Annotated in this window: 29 protein-coding genes; 7 read left to right on the top strand and 22 right to left on the bottom strand. The window is 63.1% G+C overall.

Going from position 1 to position 24,352, the window contains the following annotated elements:
• The 6 genes from QFZ88_RS00980 to QFZ88_RS01005 form a co-directional block, all read right to left on the bottom strand.
• A complete protein-coding gene (locus QFZ88_RS00980; protein WP_024924098.1) occupies window positions 1-720 on the bottom strand; it encodes an isoprenyl transferase in 720 nt (239 codons plus the stop codon).
• Between the two features lie 29 nt (window positions 721-749).
• Window positions 750-1,304, bottom strand: coding sequence for a ribosome recycling factor (gene frr, locus QFZ88_RS00985; RefSeq protein WP_024924099.1), 555 nt, complete (start codon window positions 1,302-1,304; stop codon window positions 750-752).
• A gap of 55 nt (window positions 1,305-1,359) precedes the next feature.
• On the bottom strand, window positions 1,360-2,082 hold the full coding sequence (pyrH, locus tag QFZ88_RS00990; RefSeq protein ID WP_024924100.1) for a UMP kinase: 723 nt from the start codon (window positions 2,080-2,082) through the stop codon (window positions 1,360-1,362).
• Window positions 2,083-2,221: 139 nt separating this feature from the next.
• Window positions 2,222-3,328, bottom strand: coding sequence for an aldo/keto reductase (locus QFZ88_RS00995; protein ID WP_024924101.1), 1,107 nt, complete (start codon window positions 3,326-3,328; stop codon window positions 2,222-2,224).
• Window positions 3,329-3,379: 51 nt separating this feature from the next.
• Window positions 3,380-3,922 carry a nuclear transport factor 2 family protein gene (locus tag QFZ88_RS01000; protein ID WP_024924102.1) on the bottom strand — a complete coding sequence of 181 codons (543 nt, stop codon included), beginning with the start codon at window positions 3,920-3,922 and terminating at the stop codon, window positions 3,380-3,382.
• 137 nt (window positions 3,923-4,059) lie between these two features.
• On the bottom strand, window positions 4,060-4,791 hold the full coding sequence (locus QFZ88_RS01005; protein ID WP_024924103.1) for an SDR family oxidoreductase: 732 nt from the start codon (window positions 4,789-4,791) through the stop codon (window positions 4,060-4,062).
• A gap of 99 nt (window positions 4,792-4,890) precedes the next feature.
• Here QFZ88_RS01005 and QFZ88_RS01010 point away from each other — a divergent pair, with 99 nt between their 5' ends.
• A complete protein-coding gene (locus QFZ88_RS01010; protein WP_024924104.1) occupies window positions 4,891-5,820 on the top strand; it encodes a LysR family transcriptional regulator in 930 nt (309 codons plus the stop codon).
• Window positions 5,821-5,838: 18 nt separating this feature from the next.
• Here QFZ88_RS01010 and tsf read toward each other — a convergent pair whose 3' ends face one another.
• From tsf to QFZ88_RS01040, 6 genes are all read right to left on the bottom strand, one after another.
• Window positions 5,839-6,759: a translation elongation factor Ts gene (tsf, locus tag QFZ88_RS01015; protein ID WP_024924105.1), complete on the bottom strand. Its 921-nt coding sequence runs from the start codon at window positions 6,757-6,759 to the stop codon at window positions 5,839-5,841.
• 120 nt (window positions 6,760-6,879) lie between these two features.
• Window positions 6,880-7,665: a 30S ribosomal protein S2 gene (gene rpsB / locus QFZ88_RS01020; protein WP_036255262.1), complete on the bottom strand. Its 786-nt coding sequence runs from the start codon at window positions 7,663-7,665 to the stop codon at window positions 6,880-6,882.
• A gap of 4 nt (window positions 7,666-7,669) precedes the next feature.
• Complete coding sequence (locus QFZ88_RS01025; RefSeq protein WP_137900716.1) at window positions 7,670-7,969, bottom strand: hypothetical protein; 300 nt, start codon at window positions 7,967-7,969, stop codon at window positions 7,670-7,672.
• 129 nt (window positions 7,970-8,098) lie between these two features.
• Window positions 8,099-8,710: a LysE family translocator gene (locus tag QFZ88_RS01030; protein WP_024924107.1), complete on the bottom strand. Its 612-nt coding sequence runs from the start codon at window positions 8,708-8,710 to the stop codon at window positions 8,099-8,101.
• Complete coding sequence (locus QFZ88_RS01035) at window positions 8,707-8,985, bottom strand: DUF4031 domain-containing protein (protein ID WP_024924108.1); 279 nt, start codon at window positions 8,983-8,985, stop codon at window positions 8,707-8,709. The genes QFZ88_RS01030 and QFZ88_RS01035 overlap by 4 nt, the downstream gene beginning before the upstream one ends.
• A gap of 19 nt (window positions 8,986-9,004) precedes the next feature.
• On the bottom strand, window positions 9,005-9,838 hold the full coding sequence (locus QFZ88_RS01040) for a cell envelope integrity EipB family protein (RefSeq protein WP_024924109.1): 834 nt from the start codon (window positions 9,836-9,838) through the stop codon (window positions 9,005-9,007).
• A 138-nt stretch (window positions 9,839-9,976) separates the two neighbouring features.
• On the opposite strand from QFZ88_RS01040, the gene QFZ88_RS01045 reads away from it, so the two are divergent.
• From QFZ88_RS01045 to QFZ88_RS01055, 3 genes are read left to right on the top strand one after another with little or no spacing between them, the layout of a single operon-like run.
• On the top strand, window positions 9,977-10,441 hold the full coding sequence (locus tag QFZ88_RS01045) for a RidA family protein (protein WP_024924110.1): 465 nt from the start codon (window positions 9,977-9,979) through the stop codon (window positions 10,439-10,441).
• Between the two features lie 12 nt (window positions 10,442-10,453).
• A complete protein-coding gene (locus QFZ88_RS01050; protein WP_024924111.1) occupies window positions 10,454-11,182 on the top strand; it encodes a glycerophosphodiester phosphodiesterase in 729 nt (242 codons plus the stop codon).
• Between the two features lie 42 nt (window positions 11,183-11,224).
• Window positions 11,225-12,436, top strand: a complete 1,212-nt coding sequence (locus QFZ88_RS01055) for a GNAT family N-acetyltransferase (protein WP_024924112.1) — start codon at window positions 11,225-11,227, stop codon at window positions 12,434-12,436.
• A gap of 117 nt (window positions 12,437-12,553) precedes the next feature.
• Here QFZ88_RS01055 and QFZ88_RS01060 read toward each other — a convergent pair whose 3' ends face one another.
• A complete protein-coding gene (locus tag QFZ88_RS01060; protein WP_065997926.1) occupies window positions 12,554-12,886 on the bottom strand; it encodes a DMT family transporter in 333 nt (110 codons plus the stop codon).
• 143 nt (window positions 12,887-13,029) lie between these two features.
• On the opposite strand from QFZ88_RS01060, the gene QFZ88_RS01065 reads away from it, so the two are divergent.
• Complete coding sequence (locus QFZ88_RS01065; RefSeq protein WP_024924114.1) at window positions 13,030-13,452, top strand: HIT family protein; 423 nt, start codon at window positions 13,030-13,032, stop codon at window positions 13,450-13,452.
• A gap of 17 nt (window positions 13,453-13,469) precedes the next feature.
• On the opposite strand, the gene QFZ88_RS01070 is transcribed toward QFZ88_RS01065, so the two are convergent.
• The 5 genes from QFZ88_RS01070 to QFZ88_RS01090 all read right to left on the bottom strand — a co-directional run bounded on the left by QFZ88_RS01070 (window position 13,470) and on the right by QFZ88_RS01090 (window position 18,106).
• On the bottom strand, window positions 13,470-13,820 hold the full coding sequence (locus tag QFZ88_RS01070; RefSeq protein ID WP_024924115.1) for an AzlD domain-containing protein: 351 nt from the start codon (window positions 13,818-13,820) through the stop codon (window positions 13,470-13,472).
• Complete coding sequence (locus tag QFZ88_RS01075; protein WP_051504897.1) at window positions 13,817-14,557, bottom strand: AzlC family ABC transporter permease; 741 nt, start codon at window positions 14,555-14,557, stop codon at window positions 13,817-13,819. Before QFZ88_RS01075 ends, QFZ88_RS01070 begins: the two co-directional genes overlap by 4 nt.
• A 146-nt stretch (window positions 14,558-14,703) precedes the next feature.
• Window positions 14,704-17,175, bottom strand: coding sequence for an ATP-dependent Clp protease ATP-binding subunit ClpA (gene clpA / locus QFZ88_RS01080; protein WP_024924117.1), 2,472 nt, complete (start codon window positions 17,173-17,175; stop codon window positions 14,704-14,706).
• A 6-nt stretch (window positions 17,176-17,181) separates the two neighbouring features.
• Complete coding sequence (clpS, locus tag QFZ88_RS01085) at window positions 17,182-17,508, bottom strand: ATP-dependent Clp protease adapter ClpS (RefSeq protein ID WP_024924118.1); 327 nt, start codon at window positions 17,506-17,508, stop codon at window positions 17,182-17,184.
• Between the two features lie 268 nt (window positions 17,509-17,776).
• The gene (locus tag QFZ88_RS01090) at window positions 17,777-18,106 is read right to left on the bottom strand and encodes a phasin family protein (protein ID WP_024924119.1); all 330 of its coding nucleotides are present in this window, start codon (window positions 18,104-18,106) and stop codon (window positions 17,777-17,779) included.
• A gap of 256 nt (window positions 18,107-18,362) precedes the next feature.
• On the opposite strand from QFZ88_RS01090, the gene QFZ88_RS01095 reads away from it, so the two are divergent.
• Complete coding sequence (locus QFZ88_RS01095) at window positions 18,363-19,823, top strand: D-alanyl-D-alanine carboxypeptidase (protein WP_024924120.1); 1,461 nt, start codon at window positions 18,363-18,365, stop codon at window positions 19,821-19,823.
• Window positions 19,824-19,860: 37 nt separating this feature from the next.
• Here the strand turns inward: QFZ88_RS01095 and QFZ88_RS01100 are convergent, their stop codons facing one another.
• The 3 genes from QFZ88_RS01100 to QFZ88_RS01110 form a co-directional block, all read right to left on the bottom strand.
• Window positions 19,861-20,556, bottom strand: a complete 696-nt coding sequence (locus QFZ88_RS01100; RefSeq protein ID WP_024924121.1) for a DnaJ domain-containing protein — start codon at window positions 20,554-20,556, stop codon at window positions 19,861-19,863.
• 96 nt (window positions 20,557-20,652) lie between these two features.
• The gene (locus QFZ88_RS01105; RefSeq protein ID WP_024924122.1) at window positions 20,653-21,090 is read right to left on the bottom strand and encodes a DUF1489 family protein; all 438 of its coding nucleotides are present in this window, start codon (window positions 21,088-21,090) and stop codon (window positions 20,653-20,655) included.
• Window positions 21,091-21,164: 74 nt separating this feature from the next.
• On the bottom strand, window positions 21,165-22,571 hold the full coding sequence (locus QFZ88_RS01110) for an L-serine ammonia-lyase (RefSeq protein WP_024924123.1): 1,407 nt from the start codon (window positions 22,569-22,571) through the stop codon (window positions 21,165-21,167).
• Window positions 22,572-22,735: 164 nt separating this feature from the next.
• Here QFZ88_RS01110 and QFZ88_RS01115 point away from each other — a divergent pair, with 164 nt between their 5' ends.
• Window positions 22,736-23,464, top strand: a complete 729-nt coding sequence (locus QFZ88_RS01115; protein ID WP_024924124.1) for a DUF599 domain-containing protein — start codon at window positions 22,736-22,738, stop codon at window positions 23,462-23,464.
• Here the strand turns inward: QFZ88_RS01115 and QFZ88_RS01120 are convergent.
• The gene (locus QFZ88_RS01120) at window positions 23,440-24,234 is read right to left on the bottom strand and encodes a YdcF family protein (protein ID WP_024924125.1); all 795 of its coding nucleotides are present in this window, start codon (window positions 24,232-24,234) and stop codon (window positions 23,440-23,442) included. The genes QFZ88_RS01115 and QFZ88_RS01120 overlap by 25 nt on opposite strands.
• Window positions 24,235-24,352 lie beyond the last annotated feature (118 nt).

Raw genomic sequence — 24,352 nt, forward strand, 5'->3', positions numbered from 1 at the left:
TCATGAGGCGACGTCTTGCGGGGCAACACCACCGAATCGGCGCTCGCGCCCGCCGAAATCGCGAATCGCATCCGCCAGATGCTCGCGGCTGAAATCCGGCCAGTAGCACGGCAGGAACACCAGTTCGCTGTAGGCGGCCTGCCACAGCAGGAAGTTGGAAAGCCTGAGTTCGCCGCTGGTGCGGATGATGAGCTCGGGATCGGGAATGCCCGCTGTATCGAGGTTGGCGGCGAAAATCTCGGCATCGACGTCGGCAGGCGTAATCTCGCCGCGCGCTGCCGCGGCCACCAACTTGCGCGTCGCACGCACGATTTCATCGCGGCTGCCATAGTTGAAGGCAATCACCAGCGTCAGCGCCGAATTGTTAGCAGTCAGCGTCTCGGCCTCTACGAGCAGGCCACGAATGTCGGGCTGCAGGCTGGTCCGATCGCCGACGATCCTGACCCGGACACCGTTCTGATGAAGTTCGGCGAGATCGCGGCGGATGAACAGTTTCAACAGCCCCATCAGGTCTGAGACCTCGGACTTAGGCCGCGACCAGTTCTCCGAGGAGAAGGCGTAGAGCGTGAGATAGGAAATGCCGAGGTCGGGCGCCGCCTTCACGGTCCTGCGCACGGCCTCCACGCCCGCCCGATGGCCGGCGAGCCGCGGCAGTCCGCGCGCCTTGGCCCAGCGGCCATTGCCATCCATGATGATCGCGACATGCGCGGGGGTTGCCATGGTTCTGCTTTCGGGCCGGCCAGCCTCGCCTAAACCTGCATGATCTCGGTTTCTTTTTCCGTGAGCATGCGATCGATCATGTTGATCGTCTCGTCGGTCAGCTTCTGGACGCGGTCCGATTCCTTGCGGTGATCGTCCTCGCCGATATCGCCGTCCTTTTCCGCCTTCTTCAGATAGTCCATGCCGTCGCGGCGCACGTGCCGGACGGCGACGCGGGCGTTCTCGGCATAACCATGCGAAATCTTGACCAGTTCCTTGCGGCGCTGTTCGTTCAGCTCCGGCAACGGAATGCGCAGATTGGTGCCGTCGACGATCGGATTGAAACCGAGATTGGCTTCGCGAATGGCGCGATCGACCGCGCCGACCATCGACTTGTCCCACACCGAGACCGAGATCATGCGCGGCTCCGGCACCGAGACGGTCGCCACCTGGTTGATGGGCATCGCCGAACCGTAGGCCTGCACATTGACGGCGTCGAGCAGGTTGGAGGACGCGCGCCCGGTGCGCAGCGAAGCAAGATCGTGCTTGAAGGCGGCAATCGCCCCATCCATGCGCCGCGTCAGATCGTTATAATCGCCACTCATAGTCGTCTCCCCGGCCCGCTGTCCGAACCACTTGCATCAGGGCGAGGCCCTGTTCTCACTTGTCGGCTACCACCGTGCAGTGGCCGCCACCCTTCAGTATCTCGCCGAAACCGCCCTTTTCGTGGATCGAGTAGACGATTATCGGAATGTTGTTTTCGCGCGCAAGCGCAATTGCGGCCGTATCCATGATGGAAAGGCCACGATTGATGACTTCGGCATGGGTAATGCGGTCGAAACGGGTCGCGGTGGGGTCCTTCTTGGGGTCCGCCGAATAGACGCCGTCCACCTGGGTGCCCTTGAACAGCGCATCCGCGCCGATTTCGGCCGCGCGCAATGCCGCAGCCGAATCGGTGGTGAAGAAGGGATTGCCGGTGCCGCCGGCAAAGATCACCACCTTGCCCTGGTTCATGTAGGCAGTGGCCTGGCGCTGCGAGAAGCTCTCGCACAGCTCCGGCATGGCGATGGCCGACAGCACGACGGCATCGACGCCGATCTTGATGAGCGAGGTGCGCAGCGCCAGCGAGTTGATGACGGTGGCGAGCATGCCCATGTGGTCGCCGGTGACCCGGTCGCCGCCCTTGGAAGCCACGGCAACGCCGCGGAAGATGTTGCCGCCGCCGATGACGACGCCGACCTCGACGCCGAGTGTGCGCGCCTCGGCGATATCGGAGGCGATGCGGTCGACGACCGAGACGTCGATGCCGAAATGCTGTTCGCCCATCAGCGCCTCGCCCGACGCTTTCAACAGGACACGTCGGTAGAGCGGTTTGGCTGTCATCGGGTCCCCTAGGATCGCGGAGCGGGATGGTCTCAGGTGAAACCCGGCTCTTTCCCGCGTCTGTTTTGCAATGTGGAGACCGGATACACGAAGGGCGCCGCCATGTCACGCGGCGCCCTGCCCTTAATGCCCGTTCTCCTCAACTGACGCCGGCAAACGTTCCCCGCATCAACAGATCCGGATAATAACCGGCAGGTTTGTCGCCGACCGCCGCGCCCCCGGTGATGCCGCCCTGAATCTCGGGACCGAAGAAGGAGTACGGAAACGGCGTGGCGGGACGGCTCGCGGCATCCAGCCGCAGGCGCAATTCGGCCGGGATTTCGAAGTCCAGCGCGCCGAGATTGTCCTTCAATTGTTCCAGCCTGGTCGCACCGATGATGGTCGAGGCGACGCCCGGCTGGGTCGCCACCCAGTTGAGCGCCACTTGCGCCATGCTTTTGCCGAGCGTTGCCGAAACCTGTTCGAGTTCGGCGACGATCGCCCAGTTGCGGTCGTTGAACTTCTGGAACCCAGGATTGGCCGTACCGCGCACCGTTTCGAGCCGACCGCTTGCCTTGCCCGCATCGCCGCTGCGGTATTTTCCGCTGAGCAGTCCGCTGGCCAGCGGACTCCACACCATGATGCCGGCGCCATGGCGGGTGCCGAACGGCACGAATTCGTGCTCGATGTTGCGCTCGGCCAGGGAATATTCGAGCTGCAGCGCCGAAACCGGCTCGTAGCCGCGGAATTCCGCCACCGCCTGGGCGCGGCTGGCATACCAGGCCGGCACGTCGGACAGGCCGACATGGCGAACCTTGCCGGCCCGCACCAGATCGTCCAGCGTGCGCATCACCTCCTCCGGCGGCGTCAGCCGGTCCCAGCAATGCAGGATGTAGAGGTCGACATAGTCGGTGCCGAGCCGCTTCAGCGAACCGTCGAGCGCCCGCATGATGTTCTTGCGGCCGTTGCCGCCGCTGTTGGGCTCGGGGCCTTCCAGGTTCATGGTGAACTTGGTGGAGATGACGGCGCGATCGCGCAGCCCTCGCTCGGCAATGAATTCGCCGAGCCAGGTTTCGGAGGTGCCGCCGGTATAGGCGTCCGCCGTGTCGAAGAAATTGCCGCCGGCCTCGACATAGGCGTCGAACAGGGCCCGCGCGGTCGCCTTCTCCGTGCCCCAGCCCCATTCAGTGCCGAAGGTCATGGTGCCGAGCGCCAGCCGGCTGACGCGCAGGCCGCTGTTGCCCAGCGTGTAATAGGTCGTGGTCATGATGGTCTCTCTCGAAATTCGGTTGGTTGCAGGTCCGGGCGTGCGGTCGGGTCAGCGGCCGGGCGTGGTTTTCACCCAGTCGCTGCCGCGTTCATGGGTCTTGTGGAAAGCGAAGGCATCGACCTTCCAGCCGTCGCCGCTGCGCACCATCTGATGCGTGTAGGTGCCCCACACTTCCCACAAGGGATCGCCATTGCCTTCCATGCGGTTCCAGGCGTAGCCGTTGGATTGCACGGTGGCGCGGTCGCCTTCAACGGTGACTTCGTGGTTGGTGCGCAGGTGCAGGCTGGTCTTGCTGCCCTTCAGATTGCCGGCCCAGCCGGCGATCAGGTCATCGGCGGGGATGGTGCTTTCGGGCTGGCCGCTGAGCGAGGAGAAATCGACCCGCACCCGGTCGGCGAAATAGCCGCGTGCACGCTTCCAGTCCTGCGCGTCGACGGCGCGGTCGATATGGTCGGCGATGCGGATCAGTGCCCGCTCCTCAGCAAGCACCCGCAGATCCGGGCTCGAAGGATTGGCCGAGGCGGCAATGCCGCCGGCTTCGGGAGCAGTAGCGACAGCGGCGTAGAGCGCAAGGCGCGTCAGGGTTTTCATGGTCTTTCCTCTCATCTGCATGGAATGGATGTTGAGCGACCTGTAGCGGCCCGTCGGTATCGTGGGCGCTGGTCGGTTGAAGGTTGTTGGTCAGTGCTTGGGTCTCGGGCCCGGAGCCGGGCGGTGGACGGCAAGGCTCAGAAGACGCCGCCGCCGGCGCCGACATTCTGCCCGCTGACCCAGCGCGCCGCGTCGCTGGCGAGGAAAGCAGCAACCTCGGCGACTTCCTGCGGGCTGCCGATGCGGTCGAATGGCGACATGCCGGCGGCAACCGCGCGATCCCGATCCGGCAAAAGCTCGGTGTCGGTGAAACCGGGGGAAATGGCGTTCACGGTGATGTTGCGCGGGCCGAGTTCGCGCGAAAGTACCCGCACGAACTGCTCGACCGCGCCTTTGCTGCCGAGATAAAGCGACGTCTGGCCGAAAAACATTTTGGTGCCGCCGGTGGAGGTGACGACGATGTGCCCGCCATCACGTACCCGCCGCGCCGCTTCCTGGAGGACGAAGAAGACGCCCTTGGTGTTGGTGTCGAAGACCCGGTCGTAATCCTCTTCGGTGCAATCGACGATGGACTTGATCACAGCAGTCGCCGCATTGGCCACGACGATGTCGGGCCGCTCGAATGCCGCTTCGGCCTCATCGAACAGGCGCCGGATGTCGGCCGGGCTTGCCATGTCGGCCTGGATCGCGATCGCGCTTCCGCCCCGTGCCTTGATGCCGTCGACGACTTCCCGCGCCCGGCTTTCGTTCTCGAGATAGTTGATGACGACGGCCGCGCCGCCCTCGGCCAGCCGCTCCGCGATGGCGCGGCCGATGCCGCGCGAACTTCCCGTCACCAGGGCGGTTTTTCCCTTGAATTGCATGGACATGACTTGCTCCTGCCTGATGTTCATGCAGGGAAGATGGAGCCCGGACGGCCATTTGATAATGTTGCTTTATCCGCATGCACTATGCGATATCGTTCATGAATGGATCGCGACCTGCTCAGCCACCTGCCCGTCATCATCGCCGTCGCCCGGCGCGGCGGTTTCGCTCCGGCCGCCGCCGCGCTCGGCATGAGCCCTTCGGCGGTGAGCCATGCCGTGCGGCTGGTCGAGGAGCGCATCGGTCAACCGCTTTTTGCCCGCACCACGCGCTCCGTCGCGCTGACGGAAGCCGGCCACGCGCTGCTCGCCACCGCCGGCCCGGCCCTTGACGACATCGCCGAGCGCCTGGAGCGCATCCGCGCCGTGAAAGGCCGTGTCGGCGGGCTTTTGCGCATCAACACCTCGCGCGTGGCGCTGACCATGGCGCTGATGCCGGTGCTGTCCGCCATGGCCGAACGCTATCCGGACGTGACCGTCGAGATCTTCACCGACGAGCGGCTGACCGACATTGTCGGCGAAGGTTTCGATGCGGGTGTGCGGCTGGGCGAGATGATCGCGCAGGACATGGTAACGGTGCGGCTGACGCCGCCGTTCCGCACGGCAATCGTCGCCTCGCCTGCCTATATCGGCCGCCACGGCAAACCGCGCAGCGCCGACGACCTCGCCAATCACAACTGCGTCGGCTACCGGCTGCTGCGCTCGGGCGCGCTCTATCGCTGGGATCTGATGGTGGACGGCAAGGATGTGAGCGTGGCCACGCGCGGCACGGCCGTAGTCACCGAACAGATGTCGGCCCGCGATCTCGCCGTTGCCGGCGTCGGGCTGGTCTACGGGCTGGAGCCGCTGATGCGCCCCGATATCGAGGCTGGCCGGCTGATCGAGGTTTTACGGGAAACCTCCGTCGAGGAGCCGGGGCTGTTCCTCTATTTCCCACGCCGCGCGGCGATGGCGCCGAAACTGCGCGCCTTCATCGACACCGCACAAGAAATCGGCCGGGCATCCTCGCGGACACCCGGCCGATCAATGGCTTAGAAGCAAAGCTTCCAGAGATTACTTCTTGACCGCTGCCGCGACTTCGGCGGCGAAATCGGTCTCTTCCTTCTCGATGCCTTCGCCGAGTGCAAAGCGCAGATAGGCGGTGATCTTCGCCGGCGCGCCGATTTCCTTCTCGGCTTCCTTCAGCGCCTGCTCGACAGTGACGTCGGGGTTCAGCACGAAGGCCTGCTTGAGCAGCACGACTTCCTCGTAGAACTTGCGCAGGCGGCCTTCGACCATCTTCTCGATGATGTTTTCCGGCTTGCCCGAAGCGCGCGCCTGGTCGGAGAAGATCGCCTTCTCGCGCTCGATGGCGGCCGGGTCGAGGGCGTCGATGTCGAGCGACTGCGGGTTGGTGGCCGCGACATGCATGGCAACCTGACGGGCAAAGGCGCTGGCCTTGTGCGCGTCGCCGGCGGTCTCGATGGCGACCAGAACGCCTAGCTTGCCGAGATTGTCGGCAACGGCGTTGTGGATGTAGGTGGCGACCGCACCCTGCGAGACGGTCAGCTTGTCGGAACGACGGAAGCCGAGGTTTTCGCCGATGGTGCCGACCGCGTCCTTGATCGTGTCGGTGACGCTCTTGTCGGAGCCCGGATATTTGGCATTGGCGACGGCTTCGGTCTTGCCATAGGCCAGCGCGACCTTGGAGACGTTGGCGACGATCTGCTGGAAGGCGTCGTTGCGCGCCACGAAATCGGTCTCGGAATTGACTTCGACGACCGCGGCTTCGCGCACGCCGGCGTCGACACCGATCAGGCCTTCAGCCGCGGTGCGGCCGGCCTTCTTGTCGGCCTTGGCAATGCCCTTCTTGCGCAGCCAGTCGACCGCCGCTTCCATATCGCCGTTGGTCTCGGCCAGGGCCGCCTTGCAGTCCATCATGCCCGCGCCGGTGAGGTCGCGCAGTTCTTTGACCTGTGCTGCTGAAATGCTCATTGTCGCCTCTTTGTTTCGCAATAGGGCTGGCGCACCATCGAACTTTCGATGATGCGCCGCATTCAAGCGCTTAACGCGCCAAGATATGAAATTGATGAAGGCCTGAAGCGGCCTTCCTGCTTAGGCTTCCGGGGTTTCGCCGGCCGGGGTCTCGCCGAGAGCCGGCTCGACCGGAGCTTCCGCCGAAGCGCCGACGTCGACGCCGAGCGCGCCCTGCTGACGGGCGATGCCGTCGATGGCAGCCTTGGCGATCAGGTCGCAATAGAGCTGGATCGCGCGGGCGGCGTCGTCATTGCCGGGGATCGGGAAGTCGATCTTGTCCGGATCGCAGTTCGAATCGATGATGGCGACGACCGGAATGCCGAGGCGCTTGGCCTCGAGAATCGCGTTCGCTTCCTTGTTGGTGTCGATCACGAACATCAGATCCGGGGTCGAGCCCATGTCCTTGATGCCGCCGAGAGCCTTGTTGAGCTTCTCGCGCTCACGGTCGAGGTTCAGGCGCTCCTTCTTGGTGAAGCCCTGGGCTTCGCCGCCGGAGAGCAGGTCGTCGAGCTTGCGCAGACGCTGGATCGAGTTCGAGATCGTCTTCCAGTTGGTCAGCATGCCGCCGAGCCAACGCGAGTTGACGTAATACTGGGCCGAACGCTGGGCCGCATCGGCAACGATGTCCGAAGCCTGGCGCTTGGTGCCGACGAACAGCACACGGCCGCCGCGGGCGACGGTGTCGGAAACCTGCTTGAGCGCCTGGTGCAGCAGCGGCACCGTCTGCGACAGGTCGATGATGTGGACGTTGTTGCGGGCGCCGTAGATGTAGGGCGCCATCTTCGGGTTCCAGCGGTGGGTCTGGTGGCCGAAGTGAGCACCAGCTTCGAGAAGCTGACGCATGCTGAAATCTGGCAGAGCCATTCTTTTAGTTCCTTTCCGGTTGACCTCCACGGGCATTTGACGGTTTTGGGAAAACCGGATCGAAAGCATGTCGCTTTTCGGGGTTCGCCTTGACCGCCACCGGAGGTTTCAGCCGGATTTCTCCCGGACAGACACCAAAACCCGTGTGTGGAATGGTCGCGCCTATAACCGTGTTGCAGCGCAAAAGCAAGCGATAGCGCCAAAAACCGGCCATGTGCCGGCGACGGCATTGGCGCAACAGTTCGCGCTTGGCAAAAACGTACACGAAACCTGCATTAGCCGGCCCTGAAATCAAATCCCGCATGAATTTTGATTCTATTGGCTATTTCACCATCTCAAGGACGGGTTTCTGCCGACATTCTACAGATGCGCATGGGTCCGGCCGGCGCCGTAGAAGACCCCGATCCCGATCGACGTGCTGTTCGCCTTCATCTCAACGCGCGGCGATCAATGCTCCGGTGCCGATCATGGCGCCGCCGGCCACGCGGTTCATCAGCCGCATGCGCGACGGCACCCGGAACCAGCGCGAGGCGCGCCCGGACAAGGCCGCGTAAAAGCCCATGGTGAGGATGTTGACCGAGATCACCACGGCCACGACCAGAACGCCGTCGGCGAAGGTCATGGTGTTGAGGTTGAGGATCAGCGGCATGATCGAGGCATGGAACAGGATAGCCTTGGGATTGCCGAGCGCGATGGACGCGCCGAGGAAGAAGGAGCGCGCAAACCGCGTCTCCCCCTTGCCGCTTTCGTCGGCGCTGGCAGCCGCCGCTCGCCACATCCTGATGCCGAGATAGACCAGATAGGCCGCGCCCGCATATTTAACGACGAGAAAAACCCATTCGAAGGTCTGCGCCAAGGCGACCAGGCCAAGCAAAGCCAGCGTAACCAGCACAGCATCGCCTGCCGCCACGCCGAGACCGGTCGTGAAAGCGCGCATGAAGCCGCGCGTAACGCCATTGGTGATGACGGCGAACATCGCCGGACCGGGCGTCATCGCCGCCAGCGTGGCGGCCATGCAATAGGCAAGCAATGCTGTCGGCGTCATTTTCTCACCTTCCCGTTCCTGATCCGCACGCGCCGGAAAATCGCGACGATCTCCTCGCGGCTGCACTCGACGGCGCCGAGACGGACGGCGCGATCGCGTTCGAAGCCAGTAATATCGTAGTGTGGAGCCGATGTCTTGGGCGGCCCCTGATAGGACGAGCGTTTGACGCCGAGCTCGGCGGCGAACCGGTGCAGTTCGTCGGTATCGTCGGCCATGAGATGGCACCAGCGGTGCCCTGCCCACTTCCATATCGCCGCATCGACATAGACAGCCATGAGCCGGCCGCGACGCCCGCTACTGGTTGCAGGGCTTCTGAGCCGGCAGATCGAACAGCGACAGGTTGACGAGCTTGCCGGTCATCGAGAAGTCGCCGTAATCCATCGTCAGGTCGCGCGTCAGGCCGTTTTCATGCAGCTTGAAGGAGATGCGGTATTCCGGCAGCTCCTCGCCGCTCTCCTTGTTGGTCTCGTCGAAATAGGCAATGTCGACGGGCCAGTATTTGTCCTTGGCGAAGCTGGCGAGCGCCGGCCGCTCCGGATCGTCGGTTGCAACGGTCGACGGCTTTCCGACCACCACGGTCGTGGTCATCACCTTGTCGGCGGCATCGGAACCGTCGAACAGGTTGGTTTCATAGAAGGTTTCGCCCTTCTCGGCCTTGCCGATCAATTCCACCAGATGCTGGGTCGGAAACTGGGTGAGTTTCAGTTCCAGCGTCTTCTTGTCCGGCCTGTCGAGCTCGACCTTGAGGTCCTTGGCTTCCTTGGTGGCGGTACCCTTCACTTCCTTGTCGAGGTTCTGGTCGACAAAGGATTTCGTCACGAAGGAGAAGGTCTTGCCCTGCGCGTCCTCGAAGGTGGTCGTCTGCTGGTCGGTCAGCCTGGTGTTGTCGTTCGTCGCGATCTGCGTGACGAAGCGGAACTTCACCGTATAGCCTTCGCAGGGCGAGCCGTTGAATTCATAGACCATGCGGCCGGACAGCCCGGTGATGCCGGACCGGTCGGAAGCCTTGTTCAGCGCCAGGTCATAGACGGCGCGGTGCGGCTGCAGCGTTGGCACGGCGAAGGCAGGCACCGCCGGCAGCACTGCGGAGAGCAGAAGGGCACTCTGGAAAAGGCGCGTGACGCGCATGGGCGGCTCCGGTCGGCGCGGCTGACGGCATGCCGCACGAAAGATGATCGACATCGAAAAAAGTCGTGGCGGAAGCGTGTCAAACATTGCAGGTTCGACCCAGCCGACGCCGGCACGTTCAAGCAATAAGGAATTACCATGGGCGAAACAATCGAAAAGCGGCTAAGCGAACTCGGCATCACCCTGCCGGCCGCCGCTGCACCCGCCGCCAACTACGTTCCGTTCGCGCGTTCCGGCAATCTTCTGCTCACCGCCGGCCAGTTGCCATTGAAGGATGGCAAGCTGGTCGCCACCGGACTGCTCGGCCGCGACGTCGATGTCGCCACCGGCAAGGAAGCCGCCAAATATTGCGCGGTCAACATTTTGGCGCAGGCCAAGGCCGCGCTCGGCGACCTCGAAAAAATCCGCCGCATCGTCAAGATCACGGTCTTCGTCGCCTCGACGCCGGATTTCGTCGAACAGCACCTCGTTGCCAATGGCGCTTCCGATCTTCTGGCGGCTGTCCTCGGCGACAAGGGCAAGCACGCACGCTCGGCCGTGGGCAGCGCCTCGCTGCCGCTCAACGCCCCGGTCGAAATCGAAGCGATCCTGGAAGTCGAGTAAGCCGGGCCCATCATGACCGACATTTCCTGGCTGACCGCCCGTCCGATCGCGCATCGCGGCTTTCACGATCTCAACAACAAGCGTTGGGAGAACACGCTTTCCGCCTTCTCCGCCGCCATCGAGCGCGGTTATGCGATCGAATGCGACGTGCATCTCAGCGCCGACGGCGTGCCGATCGTCATCCACGACGACGATCTGCGCCGGCTGACCGGCACCGAAGGCTTCGTCTGGCAGCGCACCGCCGCCGAGATGGCACAATTGCGCATCGGTGGCACCGGCGACCATCCGCCGACGCTGAAGGAAATGCTCGATCTCGTCGACGGCCGCGTGCCGCTGGTGGTCGAGATCAAGGGCGTTCCCGGTCACGATGCCGGTCTGGTCAAGGCGGTCGGGCGCCTGCTCAAGCGTTATGACGGCCAGGTTGCCATCATGTCGTTCGACCACTGGCTGATCCGTGAATTCTCGACCGAGGCGCCCGGCATTCCCGGCGGTTTGACCGCTTACGGCACCGGCAACCACGAAATCGAGGCGCATTTTGCCATGCTGGCGCACGGCATCGCCTTCACTTCCTATGCCGCCGGAGACCTGCCGAACCGCTTCGTCTCCTTCGTGCGCGGAAAACTGGCGATGCCGGTGATCACCTGGACCATCCGCGACCAGCCGGCCATCGATCTGACCTTCAAATATGCCGACCAGATGACGTTCGAGGGTTTCGAACCCGATCCCGTCCGCATCGCTTGATGGCATCTTGCACCCGGCCCGATGGACCATAAGTAACAGGCCATGGACCAGGGCAACGACGCGGGCGAACACAATGAGGCGGGCTATGCCGTGCGCATAGCCGCCGGCATCAACGCCTTCACCCGCGACGAATGGAACGGTTTTTTCGGCACAACCAGAACATCGAAAGCCGGCTATAACCCTTTCGTTTCCTTCGATTTCCTGAGTGCTTTGGAAGAATCCGGCTGCGCCGTGCCGCGCACCGGCTGGCAGGGCCATCACCTGCGCCTGGAAGCCGACGGCAAGCTGCTGGGCGCGGTGCCCTGCTACGCAAAATCGCACAGCCAGGGTGAATATGTCTTCGATCATGGCTGGGCCGACGCGTTCGAACGCGCCGGCGGCCACTATTATCCCAAGCTGCAATGCTCGGTGCCGTTCACGCCGGCCACCGGCCCTCGTTTGCTGGTCTCGCATGGCGAGGATGCAGGCACCGTAAAAGCCGGGCTGGCGGCGGGATTGAAGCTCGTTACCGAGCAGCTCGGCGTGTCGTCGGCCCATGTCACTTTCGCCGGCGAAGACGATGTCGCAACGCTGGAAGCCGCCGGTTTCCTGCATCGCACCGACCAGCAGTTCCATTTCTTCAACGAAGGATATGGCTGCTACGACGACTTCCTGGCCACGCTGGCGTCACGTAAGCGCAAGGCACTGAAGAAGGAGCGCCGCGAAGCGCTGGGTAACGGCATCACCATCGAGCGGCTGACGGGCAAGGACATCACCGAACGCGCCTGGGACGATTTCTTCGCCTTCTACATGGATACCGGCGGGCGCAAATGGGGCCGTCCCTATCTCAACCGCCGCTTTTTCTCGCTGATCGGCGAACGCATGGCAGACGACATCCTGCTGGTGATGGCCAAACGCAATGGCCGCTACATCGCCGGCGCGATCAACTTCATCGGCTCCGACACGCTTTATGGGCGCAACTGGGGCTGTATCGAGGACCATCCCTTCCTGCATTTCGAGGTCTGCTACCATCAGGCCATCGACTTCGCGATCGAACGCAAGCTGAAGGTGGTCGAGGCCGGCGCGCAAGGCGAGCACAAGCTGGCCCGCGGCTACCGGCCGGTGACGGTTCATTCGGCGCACTACATCGCCCATCCGGGCCTGCGGCGCGCGGTGGCCGACTATCTGGCGCGCGAGCGCCGTGAAGTGGCGGCGATGGGCGATTATCTCGACGACCACACACCATTCCGCAAAAGCGAGCCGGTGGCGGATTAAATCGCGTAGACGGCTAAGTCACTCTCATTACGTCATTCCGGGTTCCGCTGCGCGGCCCCGGAATGACGTAAATCGGGGCCGATCGCGCCTTATGTGGACCCTAACCGTTCACACGTCCTAGTGGACGAGCGTCTTGGAAAACAGATTGATCACCACTACGCCTGCCATGATCAGCCCCATGCCGATCACGGCCGGCAGATCGAGCGCCTGGCGAAACCAGATCCAGCCGATGGCGGTGATGAGCACGATGCCGGCCGCGCACCACAGCGCATAGACAATGCCGACCGGCATGGTGCGCAAAGGCAGCGACAGGAAATAGAAGGCGAAGGCATATCCCGTCACCACGACTAGCGACGGCCCGAGCCGGGTGAACCCTTGCGTCTCCTTGAGCGCGGTGGTGGCAACCACCTCGAACAGGATCGCGACGATGAGGTAGAGATAGTTTCGCAGCATCTTTTCCGGTGCCTGATTTCGTGCAACGACGCATAGACTAGTGAAGCTTCGACGCCGACATTTGCCCAAACCATCGTCCCAGTGGGATACAAATGTCGGAATCCAACCACCGGCCGTAAAAACAGCACGAGAGGCATGTCATGAGCTATGACGATACCAACATCTTCGCCAAGCTGCTGCGCGGCGAAATCCCTTCGCATCGCGTCTATGAGGACGATGCGGTCATCGCCTTCATGGATGTCATGCCGCAGGGGGTAGGCCATACGCTGGTGGTGCCGCGCGCGCCATCGCGCAACCTGCTCGACGCCGATCCGGCGACGCTCGCCCCCCTCTTCGCCGTCACCCAGAAGATCGCCCATGCCGTGAAAAAGGCTTTCGCAGCCGACGGCGTAACCGTCATGCAGTTCAACGAGCCGGCTTCGGGCCAGACCGTCTACCACCTGCATGTTCATGTCGTCCCCCGCTTCGAAGGCGTGCCGTTGAAGCCGCATACCGGAGGAATGGAGAAGCCCGAGGTGTTGGCGGCTAACGCGGAGAAGATCAAGGCGGCGCTGGCGGGCTGACCCGCCGGCGCAACGGGTCAGAGAGGCAGATAGAGGCCCAGCGCCAGCACCATTTCGGCCGTCAAAATGCCCACGACCATGCGCTTGCCGGAGGCGAGGTAGACGGCGAAACCGAGGGCGGCAGCCGCGACGCGCAAGATCGCCGGGGTATGAGCCAGCGCTCCGCCCGGAAAGACAATCAGATTGCCGATGACGGCGGCCACCAGCGCCGTCGCCATTGTGCGGACCAGCACCAGGAGATCGGAATCCTCGGAGAGCCTGCCGCCGAGATAGACACCGAGGAAGCGCCAGAAATCCGTTGCCGCGAAACCGGCGACGAGGATGAACAGATAGGGCCACCACCAGGCATTGTTGCCGAAAAAGCTCATGCGGCGCGCGCCTTGCGCCGCCACCGATGCCAGCCATAAGCCGCCGTGCCACCGACCAGTCCGGCCGCCAGGAGATCCAGTTTCGGCACCAGGACATGGAAGAGCGGCCCGAGACCGAGGCCGAGAACCATGGCGAGATGCCCTGCCCGCTCGCGCGCCGAGCCCCATAGCGAGGTCAGGAAATACATCGGTGTCAGCAAAAGCAGCATCGCCGATACGGTCGACGGGAGCCTGTCCGCCACGGCATAGACGGTGGCGACCACGATCATGTTCGTCAAAACCAGCGTGCTGCCGAGCCCGGCGTAATAGGTCGCGCGCATGTCGCGCGGAATATGCCTCAGGCGTTCCATCGCCAGCACCCAGGAGGTAACAGCGACGAAATGCGAAAGCAGATAAAGCACCCACGGCCGGGTTTTGTCGGCGCGCATCTCGGGCAAAAGCGCCATCACCATCGGCATCAGGCGTATGGCCGACAAAGTCACGGCGAGCATCGCCGCCGGCAGGATCGCTCCGGACACAATGGCGCCCACCAGCACGACCATGGACGGCAATGCCCAGACGATGCCTGTCATGAACACGGCCTGCGCCGCCGTCACGCCCGCATCCTTCGCCAGGGCTGCGAAACCGACGAAAGAGCTGACGAGGATCAGACCAGGAAGCGAGAACGCGCCGCGCATGCCTTTCAGATACCAGGCCCTTCGCCGGTATATGGAGCGGTGCGTGGTTTGGTCTGGCATCGGCCTTCGCGACTAGCACAGGCCCGGTGGCGGCGCAAAGCTGGCCAGTAGGTCCAGACATGTGGTCGGGGTGGATTCGCGACATCGATCCGCCAATAAAAAAGCCCCGTTGCCGGGGCTTTTTTCATTGATGTGGCTTGGGCAAATCAGCCCTTGCGCGGAAGTTGCGGCACAAGGCTGCGCTTGCCGCCGTCCTTGCCCTTCGGCTCCGGCTTTGCCGTCGCTGCCTTCTTGGCAACCGCCTTCTTGGCCGGCGCCTTGCGCGGCTTCGGCGTCTCTTCTTCCTCCGGCTCCTTCTTCGGCTTGACCGGCGCCTCGTCGGCGAGCGTTTCAAGCTTCAGACCGGTCTCGCCGGTTTCCTTCTTCTCGACGGTGACGCGCACCGTGCCGCCATGCTTGAGCTTACCGAACAACACCTCGTCAGCCAGCGGCTTCTTGATGTGCTCCTGGATGACACGGCCAAGCGGACGCGCACCCATGCGTTCGTCGTAACCCTTTTCGGCCAGCCAGGCGATCGCCTCGGGCGACAGGTCGAAGGTGACGCCACGCTCGGAAAGCTGGGCTTCGAGCTGCATGACGAACTTCTGCACGACCTGATGCACCACCGGCACCGGCAGCGAGCCGAACGGGATGATGGCATCGAGGCGGTTGCGGAATTCCGGCGTGAACAGCCGGTTGATCGCCTCGACGTCGTCACCTTCGCGCTTGGTCGAGCCGAAGCCGATCGCCGCCCGCTGCGCATCCGACGCGCCCGCATTGGTGGTCATGATCAGGATGACATTGCGGAAGTCGATCGACTTGCCGTTATGGTCGGTCAGCTTGCCGTGGTCCATCACCTGCAACAGGATGTTGAACAGGTCCGGATGCGCCTTTTCGACTTCGTCGAGCAAGAGCACGCAGTGCGGATGCTGGTCGACGCCGTCGGTCAGGAGACCGCCCTGGTCGAAGCCGACATAGCCGGGAGGCGCGCCGATCAGCCGCGAGACGGTGTGGCGTTCCATATATTCCGACATGTCGAAGCGCAGCAGTTCGACGCCGAGCGAGGCGGCGAGCTGCTTGGCGACCTCGGTCTTGCCGACGCCGGTCGGGCCCGAGAACAGGTAGGAGCCGATCGGCTTCTCCGGTTCGCGCAGGCCGGCACGCGCCAGCTTGATCGCCGAGGTCAAGGCGGTGATCGCTGTATCCTGGCCGTAAACGACACGCTTCAGCTCGACATCAAGGCCGGCCAGAACCTTCTCGTCGTCGGCCGAGACGGTTTTTGGCGGAATGCGCGCCATCGTGGCGATGGTCTGCTCGATCTCCTTGATGCCGATCGTCTTCTTGCGCTTCGGCTCGGGCAGCAACATCTGCGAGGCGCCGGTCTCGTCGATGACGTCGATCGCCTTGTCCGGCAGCTTGCGGTCGTTGATGTAGCGGGCCGAAAGCTCAACCGACGCCTTGATCGCCTCAGCGGTGTACTTGACCTTGTGGAACTCCTCGAAATAGGGCTTGAGGCCCTTCATGATCTCGATGGCGTCCTCGACGGTCGGCTCGTTGACGTCGATCTTCTGGAAGCGCCGCACCAGCGCGCGGTCCTTTTCGAAGAACTGGCGGAACTCCTTGTAAGTCGTTGAGCCGATGCAACGAATCGCTCCCGACGAAAGCGCGGGCTTCAACAGGTTCGAGGCGTCCATCGCCCCGCCCGAAGTGGCGCCTGCGCCAATCACGGTATGGATCTCGTCGATGAACAGGATCGCACCGGGATAATCCTCGAGCTCCTTGACGACCTGCTTCAGACGCTCCTCGAAATCGCCGCGATAGCGCGTGCCGGCCAAAAGCGTGCCCATGTCGAGCGCGAAGATGGTGGCGTCCGCCAGCACTTCCGGCACATCGCCTTCAACGATGCGCTTGGCCAGGCCCTCCGCGATCGCCGTCTTGCCGACGCCGGGGTCGCCGACATAGAGCGGATTGTTCTTGGAGCGGCGGCACAGCACCTGGATGGTGCGGTTGATCTCCGGCGCGCGGCCGATGAGCGGATCGATACGCCCGGCCTTGGCCTTGTTGTTGAGGTTGACGCAATAGGCAGTCAGCGCGTCCTGCTGCTTCTTCTTGCCGCTTTCTTCCTGCTGCTCGGCGCCGCCGCTGCCACCACCTTGCTCATCCTCGGCGCCGCGTGGCGTGCGGCCCTCCGACGCGCCGGGGCGCTTGGCGATGCCATGCGAGATGTAGTTGACCGCGTCGTAGCGGGTCATCTGCTGTTCCTGCAGGAAATAGGCGGCATGGCTCTCGCGCTCGGCGAAGATCGCGACGAGTACGTTGGCGCCGGAAACTTCCTCGCGGCCGGACGATTGCACGTGGATGACGGCGCGCTGGATGACGCGCTGGAACCCTGCCGTCGGCTTGGAATCCTCGTCATATCCGGTGACGAGATTGTCGAGTTCGGTGTCGATGTAGGTCAAAACTGTCTGTTTCAACTCGTCCAGATCGACATTGCAGGCGCGCATGACCGCGGCCGCCTCGTTGTCGTCGATCAGGGCAAGCAGAAGATGTTCGAGCGTCGCATATTCATGGTGACGTTCGTTGGCGAAGGTCAGCGCCTGATGAAGCGCCTTTTCCAGGCCCTGGGAGAAAGCCGGCATGTTACCTCACTTCTTCTCCATCACGCATTGCAGCGGATGTTGGTTCTGTCGGGCGAAGTCCATGACCTGAGACACCTTGGTCTCGGCCACTTCGTAGGTATAGACCCCGCACTCGCCCACGCCGTGATTGTGGACATGGAGCATGATGCGCGTGGCAGCCTCGCGGTCCTTCTGGAAGAAACGCTCCAGAACGTGGACCACGAACTCCATCGGGGTGTAGTCGTCGTTGAGGATCAGAACCCGATAGAGGCTGGGCTTCTTGGTCTTGGTTTTGGTGCGCGTGATAACGGCTGTGCCGCGACCGACACCATTGCCGTCGCTGCCGTTCTGCATCCGCGCCACATCTGTTGTGGCAGTCTTACCGGTGGTCACGTATTTCTGCCTCTGGATCGAATCCCCGTACGAACCCGACATGTAGGGTATCGATGCAGGATTTTAAGCCCTTCTGGTTAGCTGACAATATGGCTAGGTCCTCAATCAGCGCCGTTTTTTGCAATCGTGAATTGGTCGCAGGCATGCGCATAAAAAAAACCCGGCCGCGCAGAGGCAGCCGGGCTCGTTGGGCGGGTATCCGAACCCGCAAACCGGAAGATGACGATGTTTACTTCGCCTGCGCGACGGCCGATTCGAACGGCTTGTAGGCGTCCTTGGCGAGATCGGCGTAGAGTTCGCTGATCTTGGTGGCCTCGGCGACGAAAGCCTCATAGGCGTTCTTCACATAGTCGGCCTGGATCTCGACGGCGCTTTCCAGCGACTTGGCCGAAAACAGCTTTTCGACATGGGCGGCGCCATTTTCGAAGCTTTTCTTGGTGTATTCGGTCGCCTCAGTGGCGATCGCCTGAGCGCCCTTCGAAAGCGAAGCAAAGCTCTTCAGGCCGGTATCGGCGAATTCCTTGCTGTATTTGGTGAAATCCTCGTAGGTCTGGCTCATCGGGCATTCCTTTCACGGCGGATTGGTTGTGCGATGCGCAACTTCTATGTTGCAGCGCACAAAAAGTCAATCGCCAGCACCGTGCGCCACGGTTCCTAAAATCTGAATAAAGCTCGTCTCAACAGCCGCCAAAATGATGAACGGGACGGTTACCATAAACGGATTGGTAACGAGCCTTAAGTAATTTGACCGAATGCGGGGCCGGACCTTTGCCGGTCCCCTGGGGTGCAATCAAAATTCATCAAAGGAAGCAGCAGTGCGTCAGGCGTTCAAAGGCATCGTGTCCAATTCGGTCTCTCTTCTCAAAACTTCCATGGTGGCCACGCTCGCGCTGACATTCGCGGCGGCAAGCATCGCGCCTGCCATGGCGGCCCCCTCTTCGGCGATCGTGGTGGATGCCAAGACCGGCAAGACGCTCTACGCCAAGGACGCCAATGCGCGCCGCTATCCGGCGTCGCTGACCAAGATGATGACGCTGTACCTGACCTTCGAAGCACTCAAGGCCGGCCGCATCAGCAAGAATTCGCCGGTCGTCTTCTCGGCCAGGGCCGCGGCCGAACCGCCGACCAAGCTTGGCGTGCGCAAGGGTGGCTCCGTCACGGTCGAGACCGCCATCCTTTCCATGGTCACCAAATCGGCAAACGATTCCTCGACCGCGCTTGCCGAGATGCTGGGCGGCACGGAAGCCAATTTCGCCCGCATGATGACGTCCAAGGCGCGTGCGCTCGGCATGAAGGGCACGGTGTTCCGCAACGCCAACGGCTTGCCGGACCCCGGCCAGTTCACCACCGCTCAGGACATGGCCACCCTCGGCATGGCGCTGCGCGAACATTTCCCGCAGTATTATGGCTACTTCTCGACCCGGTCGTTCGCCTACGGCAAGCGCCAGATCAACGGCCACAATCGCCTGCTCGGCCGCATCAAGGGTGTTGACGGCATCAAGACCGGCTACACCCGCGCATCCGGGTTCAACCTGGTTTCCTCGGTCAATGACGGCAACCGCAAGCTAGTCGCGGTTGTGATGGGCGGCACCTCTGGCGCTTCGCGCGACAACCAGATGGCGAAGCTCATCCAGTCCTACCTGCCGGAATCGTCGACCCGTGGTTCCGGTCCGATCGTTGCGCGTGCATCGAACGACACTGCGGTTGCCGCGCTCTCCAACGCGCTGCTGCCCAAGAAGAACGCCCCGACGCCCGAGGAAAAGCCGGAGACCGTCGTAGCCTCCGCTGACGAAGCCGTGGCCGACGAGGAAGTCGCCGAGGACGCAGTGGTCGAGGAAGCCCCGGCCAAGCCGTCGCGCAAGGACAAGAAGGTGATCGCGGCGGCGGTACCCGTCACCGCGTCGGCAGCCTCTGCGCCGATCCCGGCCGAGCTTCCGGTCGTGCAGGCCTATGCCGCCGAAGAAACGCCGATCGACCGTCTGATGACCGCCTCGACCGCCGACAATTCGGCCGCGGCCAGCACCAGCGCCTCCGGTGCCTGGGCCGTGCAGATCGCGTCGGCGCCGCGCGAGGCCGATGCCAAGGCACAGCTCGACAAGGTCGCCAAACAGGCCGGCCGCGTGCTGGCCAAGGCCTCCGGCTTCACCGTCGCCTTCGACAAGGACGGCACCACCTATTATCGCGCCCGCTTCGGTTTCGAGACCAAGGAAGCGGCGTGGAAGGCCTGCAACGCATTGAAGCGGAAGAGCATCTCCTGCTTCGCAGTACAGCAGTGAGTGGATTTCTCCCGGAAACGTACCGAATCGAAGGAGTTCAGTGGTGATTGGAGAGCAGGACGTCCTTGGCTTCATTGATCCGCGCCGCCAGGAACGACGCGTTTCCGACATCGGGGTGCAGGCGCTGCATCAGGCGGCGGTGCGCCTTGCGGACATCCGTCGCGGCGGCGCCCGTTTCAAGACCAAGGATCTTGTAGGCCTCCTCCTTAGTCATGGCGCCCGGACCTGGCGCAATACGCAGCCCCTCGCCACGATACGTCTGCGTGTCGAGGCGCCAGACGGGAAATCGGCCGTCAAGATACGCCTCTAGCAACTGGCGGCTGTCGGCATCGACGGCCAGTTCGCGGTAGAGACGGCCCAGTTCCGTCAAATTCATCGCCCCCAGCATGCGCCCTTCGCTGAGGCCGGCAAGCACGAGACCTTCGAGCCGTCCCGTGTCGTGATCGAGTTCCATTTCCAGGGCAGCCGTCCGCACGATGGATTGGCGGGCGATCAGCGGCAGTGATTTGGCTTGCCTGCGCAGTAGCGCGTAGAGCCCGGCCGCGACGGCCAGAATGAGCAATCCCATCCCGGTGCGGCCAATAGCGAGAATTCCAGCGCCGGCGGCGCCCAGCCCCACCGGCAGGGCAATGCGGACATTGGCTGCAACGGCCCTGGGATCGGCGCGCAAAAACAGCCCCGCCATGCCCAGTACAGCAAGCAACACCGCAATCATCGCGATCGCAATCGCCATGGCCGACCACCTTGGTTAACTGCAGTGTAGCGCGATCCGGGCGCCGTACCAATATTCGACTAACGGTCGCGCGGCGGGATGCTTCCCGCGTGACCTTCAGAGCAATCCGAGTTCGGCGAGTTCCTGCCTGAGTTTTGGCGGCATCTCCGCCCAACCGACCCTGCCCTTGCCGAGATCGGCCGGCGCATCGGCGGGCTTCAGATAACGCCAGCCCTGGAAGGCGCGGCGCGGCTGCCATTCGGTACGCGTAACGATCGGATCAAGCACCAGATGGCAGCGGCCGATGCCCTCGGCGTCGGTGAACGGCCGGATTTCGGTGATCAGCTGCCGGCACTGCACGCTGCCCTTGATGACCCAGTAGAGCGATCCGCCGTCAACGATCTCGGCGGCGCGCGTCGGCACCATGCGCGTGGTATGATATTGCTCGACGGGCTCGCCGGCCCGCCGTCTCTCGTCGAGCCGGAAGACAATCCACTCCTCCAGATCCTCGACGCTGTCGCAGCCGACGCAAAGCTTGATGAGATTGAGAGACATGGCTGGAAGGTAGTACGCTGGCCGGCAGGGTCAACGGCCTGCGCGACTTCTCCACAATGCCAGGATAGGTGCGGTCAGCACTCCACAACGTTGACCGCGAGGCCGCCCAGGCTGGTTTCCTTGTATTTCTCGTTCATGTCGAGGCCGGTCTGACGCATGGTCTCGATGGCCGCGTCCAGCGGCACGAAATGCTTGCCGTCGCCTTTAATGGCGAGCGAGGCGGCTGTCACCGCCTTCACGGCGCCAAGCGCGTTGCGCTCGATGCATGGCACCTGCACCAAGCCTGCAACGGGATCGCAGGTCATGCCGAGATGGTGCTCGAGCGCGATCTCGGCCGCATTCTCCACCTGCTCGGGATTGCCGCCCATGACCGCGCAAAGCCCGGCGGCCGCCATCGCCGAGGCCGAACCCACCTCGCCCTGGCAACCGACCTCGGCCCCGGAGATCGAGGCATTCGACTTGATGATGCCGCCAATGGCCGCCGCGGTCAGCAGGAAATCGCGGATCGAGGCCTGATCGGCCTCGGGATGGAAATGCAGCCAATAGCGCATGACGGCCGGCACCACGCCAGCGGCGCCGTTGGTCGGCGCCGTCACCACGCGCCCGCCGGCGGCGTTCTCTTCGTTGACCGCCATCGCGTAGATCGACAGCCAGTCATTGGCGAGCAGCGGGTTCGGCCGGTTCTGCTGCCATTGCTCCTGCAACTTGTCATGCAACTGGCGCGCGCGCCGGCGCACCTTCAACCCGCCGGGCATGATGCCTTCCTGGCTGAGGCCGCGGTCGATGCAGCCGCGCATGGCGTCCCACACCGCGTCGAGCCCGGCATCCAGCTTTTCGCGCGACATGTGCGTCTCTTCATTGATCCGCTTCATCTCGGCGATGGAAAGGCCGCTTTTCTCAGCCATCTTGAGCATTTCGACGGCGTTCTTGAAGGGATGCGGTACCTTCTTGCCTTCGGTCGTCACCGACCCCTTCGTCTTCATGCGCTGCAGTTCTTCCTCGGAAACGACGAAGCCGCCGCCGATCGAATAATAGATACGCTTGAGCAGCAGCCGATCGGCGCTGTCATAGGCATAGAAGGCCATGCCGTTGGCGTGGCCGGTCAGCGGGGTCTTCTTGTCCAGAACCAGATCCTTGGCCGGGTCGAATCGATAGGACGATGAGCGCCCCTGCGGCCTGATCTGCTTGCTCGCGGTGATTTCGGCGACGATCTCGTCGGCTTTGTCGGGGTCGACGGTCTGCGGTGTCTGACCGGCGAGACCCAGCACGACGGCGCGGTCCGTGCCATGGCCGATGCCGGTATAGGCGAGCGACCCGTGCAGGCTGGCGCCGATTCGCTCCACCTTCACACCCGAAGGCCGGGGCCAGTCACCATTCTCGACCTCGTCAAGAAAGCGCACGGCCGCCGTCATCGGGCCCATCGTGTGCGAACTGGATGGACCGATGCCGATCTTGAACAGGTCGAAAACTGAAAGAAACACGCCTGAAAAGCTCCCAAACCGCGCCAGAAACGGCAACGCACCTTAGTTGATCATTCCGTCATTCGCCACGCGGGCGCTAGAGGCCGCCCCGACGTTCATTTCGCTGCAAACGACATCATCCATAAGCTTCGAGAACGAAGCCACCATCATGTAAAATAGGGTGCATGGGCGATTCTTTCCTCTTTTCCCCGAATGACATCGCAGCTCTGGTTTTCTACCTGGGCGTCTGGGTGTTTTTCGCGCTGGCCGCCGACGGCAGGCTGTTCCGTCGTATTTCGTTGACGAGCGCCATGAACGTTCAGCGCGAAGCCTGGATGCGCACCATGGCGAAGCGCGAACTGCGCATGATCGACACCTCGATCATGATCGGCCTGCAGCAAGGCACGGCCTTCTTCGCCTCGAGTTCGATCTTCGCCATCGGCGGCTGTTTTGCGTTGCTCGGCGCTTCGAACCATGTGCTGGCGGTCGTCTCGTCCCTGCCCTATGCCGCCAGCCCGGCGCAGGGCCTGTTCGAAACCAAGATCCTTGGGCTGATCGCCTTGCTCGCCTACGCTTTTTTCAAATTCGGCTGGTCTTACCGGCTGTTCAATTACTGTTCGATCCTGATTGGCGCGGTGCCGACCACGCAGGAAGGCATCGTCGCGCCGCATGAGACCGAGGCGGCGGTGATGCGCGCCGCCAAAATGAACATACTGGCCGGCAAGCATTTCAACGCCGGGCTGCGTGGCATCTTCTTTTCGCTCGCCTATCTCGGCTGGTTCGTGAATGCCGGCGTCTTCGCCGCCACCACGCTGATCCTGCTCGCGGTTCTGGTGCGCCGGCAGTTTTTCTCCAATGCCCGCGCCGCCGTTCTGGTCGCCGTCGCGCCTCAGGCCGGCCCCGGGAACGGCTGATCGATCTTTCCGGTCAGCCAGTAGGCGAAAAGCCCGATCCACTCCTTGGCGGCGACCGTCGTCGTCTCCAGCGCGTCGATCGCGTTGTCCGTGAACAGGCCGACGCCTTCCTTGCCGGATGTGCGGTAGTCGACCGGCCAGGGCACGGTCGGGAATCCCGCCTTGTCGAACAGCGCCTTGGAACGGGGCATGTGGAAGGCCGAGGTCACCAGAAGCCAGGTTTCGCCGGGCTTGGGCGTCACCAGCTTGCGGGTGAAGACGGCGTTTTCGTAGGTGTTTCGCGATTCGGTCTCAAGAACGAGGCGTTCCTTGGCCACGCCGAGCGCCGTCAGCAGCCGCTCGGCGGTGACGGCGTCGCCTTCGCCTTCCAGGATCAGTTCGCCGGCACCGCCCGAGACGACGACCTTGGCGTCGGGATAGCGGCGGGCGAGGATCGCCGTCTCGACGAAACGATCGCCCGCCGTGCTGAGCTCATAGCCGCCGCGCGCGAGGTTGATCGCCCCCTCCATGCCACCGCCCAGCACGACGATGCCGGCAACCTGGCCAGGTGCTGCCGGGCGCTGGTAGCGCGCCTGCAACGGCTCGATGATGATGGCGCCAAACGAGGTCCAGACCGAAAGCACGAGCACCAGGACCGCGACAACCGTGCCCGCCCGCTGCAGCCTGCGCAAACCGAAGAAGCCCGCGAGCAGGCCCGCCAAAAGCAGGACAATCGCCAGGTTCAAGGGCTGAGCAAAGAACCAGAACACTTTGGAAAGAAGGAAGAACATCGATCCGTCCCGTGGCTGTTGCCCACATCCGAGCGGTGGTGCGATCCCGTCACCTCGACGGGATCGGCCGCCTACCGGTTCACGATTTCAGCAGAATTCGGGCAAAACTGCGGGCTGT

This window comes from Mesorhizobium sp. YL-MeA3-2017 (genome assembly GCF_030814575.1).
Taxonomy (GTDB): Bacteria; Pseudomonadota; Alphaproteobacteria; order Rhizobiales; family Rhizobiaceae; genus Mesorhizobium; species Mesorhizobium terrae.

Excerpts from the sequence above, each read along its gene's own strand:
- QFZ88_RS01105 (WP_024924122.1), bottom strand. The coding sequence starts at position 21,090 with ATGTCTCTCAATCTCATCAAGCTTTGCGTCGGCTGCGACAGCGTCGAG.
- QFZ88_RS00995 (WP_024924101.1), bottom strand. The coding sequence starts at position 3,328 with ATGACCACGACCTATTACACGCTGGGCAACAGCGGCCTGCGCGTCAGC.
- QFZ88_RS01120 (WP_024924125.1), bottom strand. The coding sequence starts at position 24,234 with ATGTTCTTCCTTCTTTCCAAAGTGTTCTGGTTCTTTGCTCAGCCCTTG.
- QFZ88_RS01115 (WP_024924124.1), top strand. The coding sequence starts at position 22,736 with ATGGGCGATTCTTTCCTCTTTTCCCCGAATGACATCGCAGCTCTGGTT.
- QFZ88_RS01000 (WP_024924102.1), bottom strand. The coding sequence starts at position 3,922 with ATGAAAACCCTGACGCGCCTTGCGCTCTACGCCGCTGTCGCTACTGCT.
- QFZ88_RS01025 (WP_137900716.1), bottom strand. The coding sequence starts at position 7,969 with ATGCGGGATTTGATTTCAGGGCCGGCTAATGCAGGTTTCGTGTACGTT.
- QFZ88_RS01005 (WP_024924103.1), bottom strand. The coding sequence starts at position 4,791 with ATGTCCATGCAATTCAAGGGAAAAACCGCCCTGGTGACGGGAAGTTCG.
- rpsB (WP_036255262.1), bottom strand. The coding sequence starts at position 7,665 with ATGGCTCTGCCAGATTTCAGCATGCGTCAGCTTCTCGAAGCTGGTGCT.
- pyrH (WP_024924100.1), bottom strand. The coding sequence starts at position 2,082 with ATGACAGCCAAACCGCTCTACCGACGTGTCCTGTTGAAAGCGTCGGGC.
- frr (WP_024924099.1), bottom strand. The coding sequence starts at position 1,304 with ATGAGTGGCGATTATAACGATCTGACGCGGCGCATGGATGGGGCGATT.
- QFZ88_RS01010 (WP_024924104.1), top strand. The coding sequence starts at position 4,891 with ATGGATCGCGACCTGCTCAGCCACCTGCCCGTCATCATCGCCGTCGCC.
- clpS (WP_024924118.1), bottom strand. The coding sequence starts at position 17,508 with ATGCAGAACGGCAGCGACGGCAATGGTGTCGGTCGCGGCACAGCCGTT.
- clpA (WP_024924117.1), bottom strand. The coding sequence starts at position 17,175 with ATGCCGGCTTTCTCCCAGGGCCTGGAAAAGGCGCTTCATCAGGCGCTG.
- QFZ88_RS01100 (WP_024924121.1), bottom strand. The coding sequence starts at position 20,556 with ATGGCGATTGCGATCGCGATGATTGCGGTGTTGCTTGCTGTACTGGGC.
- QFZ88_RS01040 (WP_024924109.1), bottom strand. The coding sequence starts at position 9,838 with ATGCGCGTCACGCGCCTTTTCCAGAGTGCCCTTCTGCTCTCCGCAGTG.
- QFZ88_RS00980 (WP_024924098.1), bottom strand. The coding sequence starts at position 720 with ATGGCAACCCCCGCGCATGTCGCGATCATCATGGATGGCAATGGCCGC.
- QFZ88_RS01070 (WP_024924115.1), bottom strand. The coding sequence starts at position 13,820 with ATGAGCTTTTTCGGCAACAATGCCTGGTGGTGGCCCTATCTGTTCATC.
- QFZ88_RS01035 (WP_024924108.1), bottom strand. The coding sequence starts at position 8,985 with ATGGCTGTCTATGTCGATGCGGCGATATGGAAGTGGGCAGGGCACCGC.
- QFZ88_RS01065 (WP_024924114.1), top strand. The coding sequence starts at position 13,030 with ATGAGCTATGACGATACCAACATCTTCGCCAAGCTGCTGCGCGGCGAA.
- QFZ88_RS01055 (WP_024924112.1), top strand. The coding sequence starts at position 11,225 with ATGGACCAGGGCAACGACGCGGGCGAACACAATGAGGCGGGCTATGCC.
- QFZ88_RS01050 (WP_024924111.1), top strand. The coding sequence starts at position 10,454 with ATGACCGACATTTCCTGGCTGACCGCCCGTCCGATCGCGCATCGCGGC.
- QFZ88_RS01045 (WP_024924110.1), top strand. The coding sequence starts at position 9,977 with ATGGGCGAAACAATCGAAAAGCGGCTAAGCGAACTCGGCATCACCCTG.
- tsf (WP_024924105.1), bottom strand. The coding sequence starts at position 6,759 with ATGAGCATTTCAGCAGCACAGGTCAAAGAACTGCGCGACCTCACCGGC.
- QFZ88_RS01075 (WP_051504897.1), bottom strand. The coding sequence starts at position 14,557 with ATGCCAGACCAAACCACGCACCGCTCCATATACCGGCGAAGGGCCTGG.
- QFZ88_RS01090 (WP_024924119.1), bottom strand. The coding sequence starts at position 18,106 with ATGAGCCAGACCTACGAGGATTTCACCAAATACAGCAAGGAATTCGCC.
- QFZ88_RS01030 (WP_024924107.1), bottom strand. The coding sequence starts at position 8,710 with ATGACGCCGACAGCATTGCTTGCCTATTGCATGGCCGCCACGCTGGCG.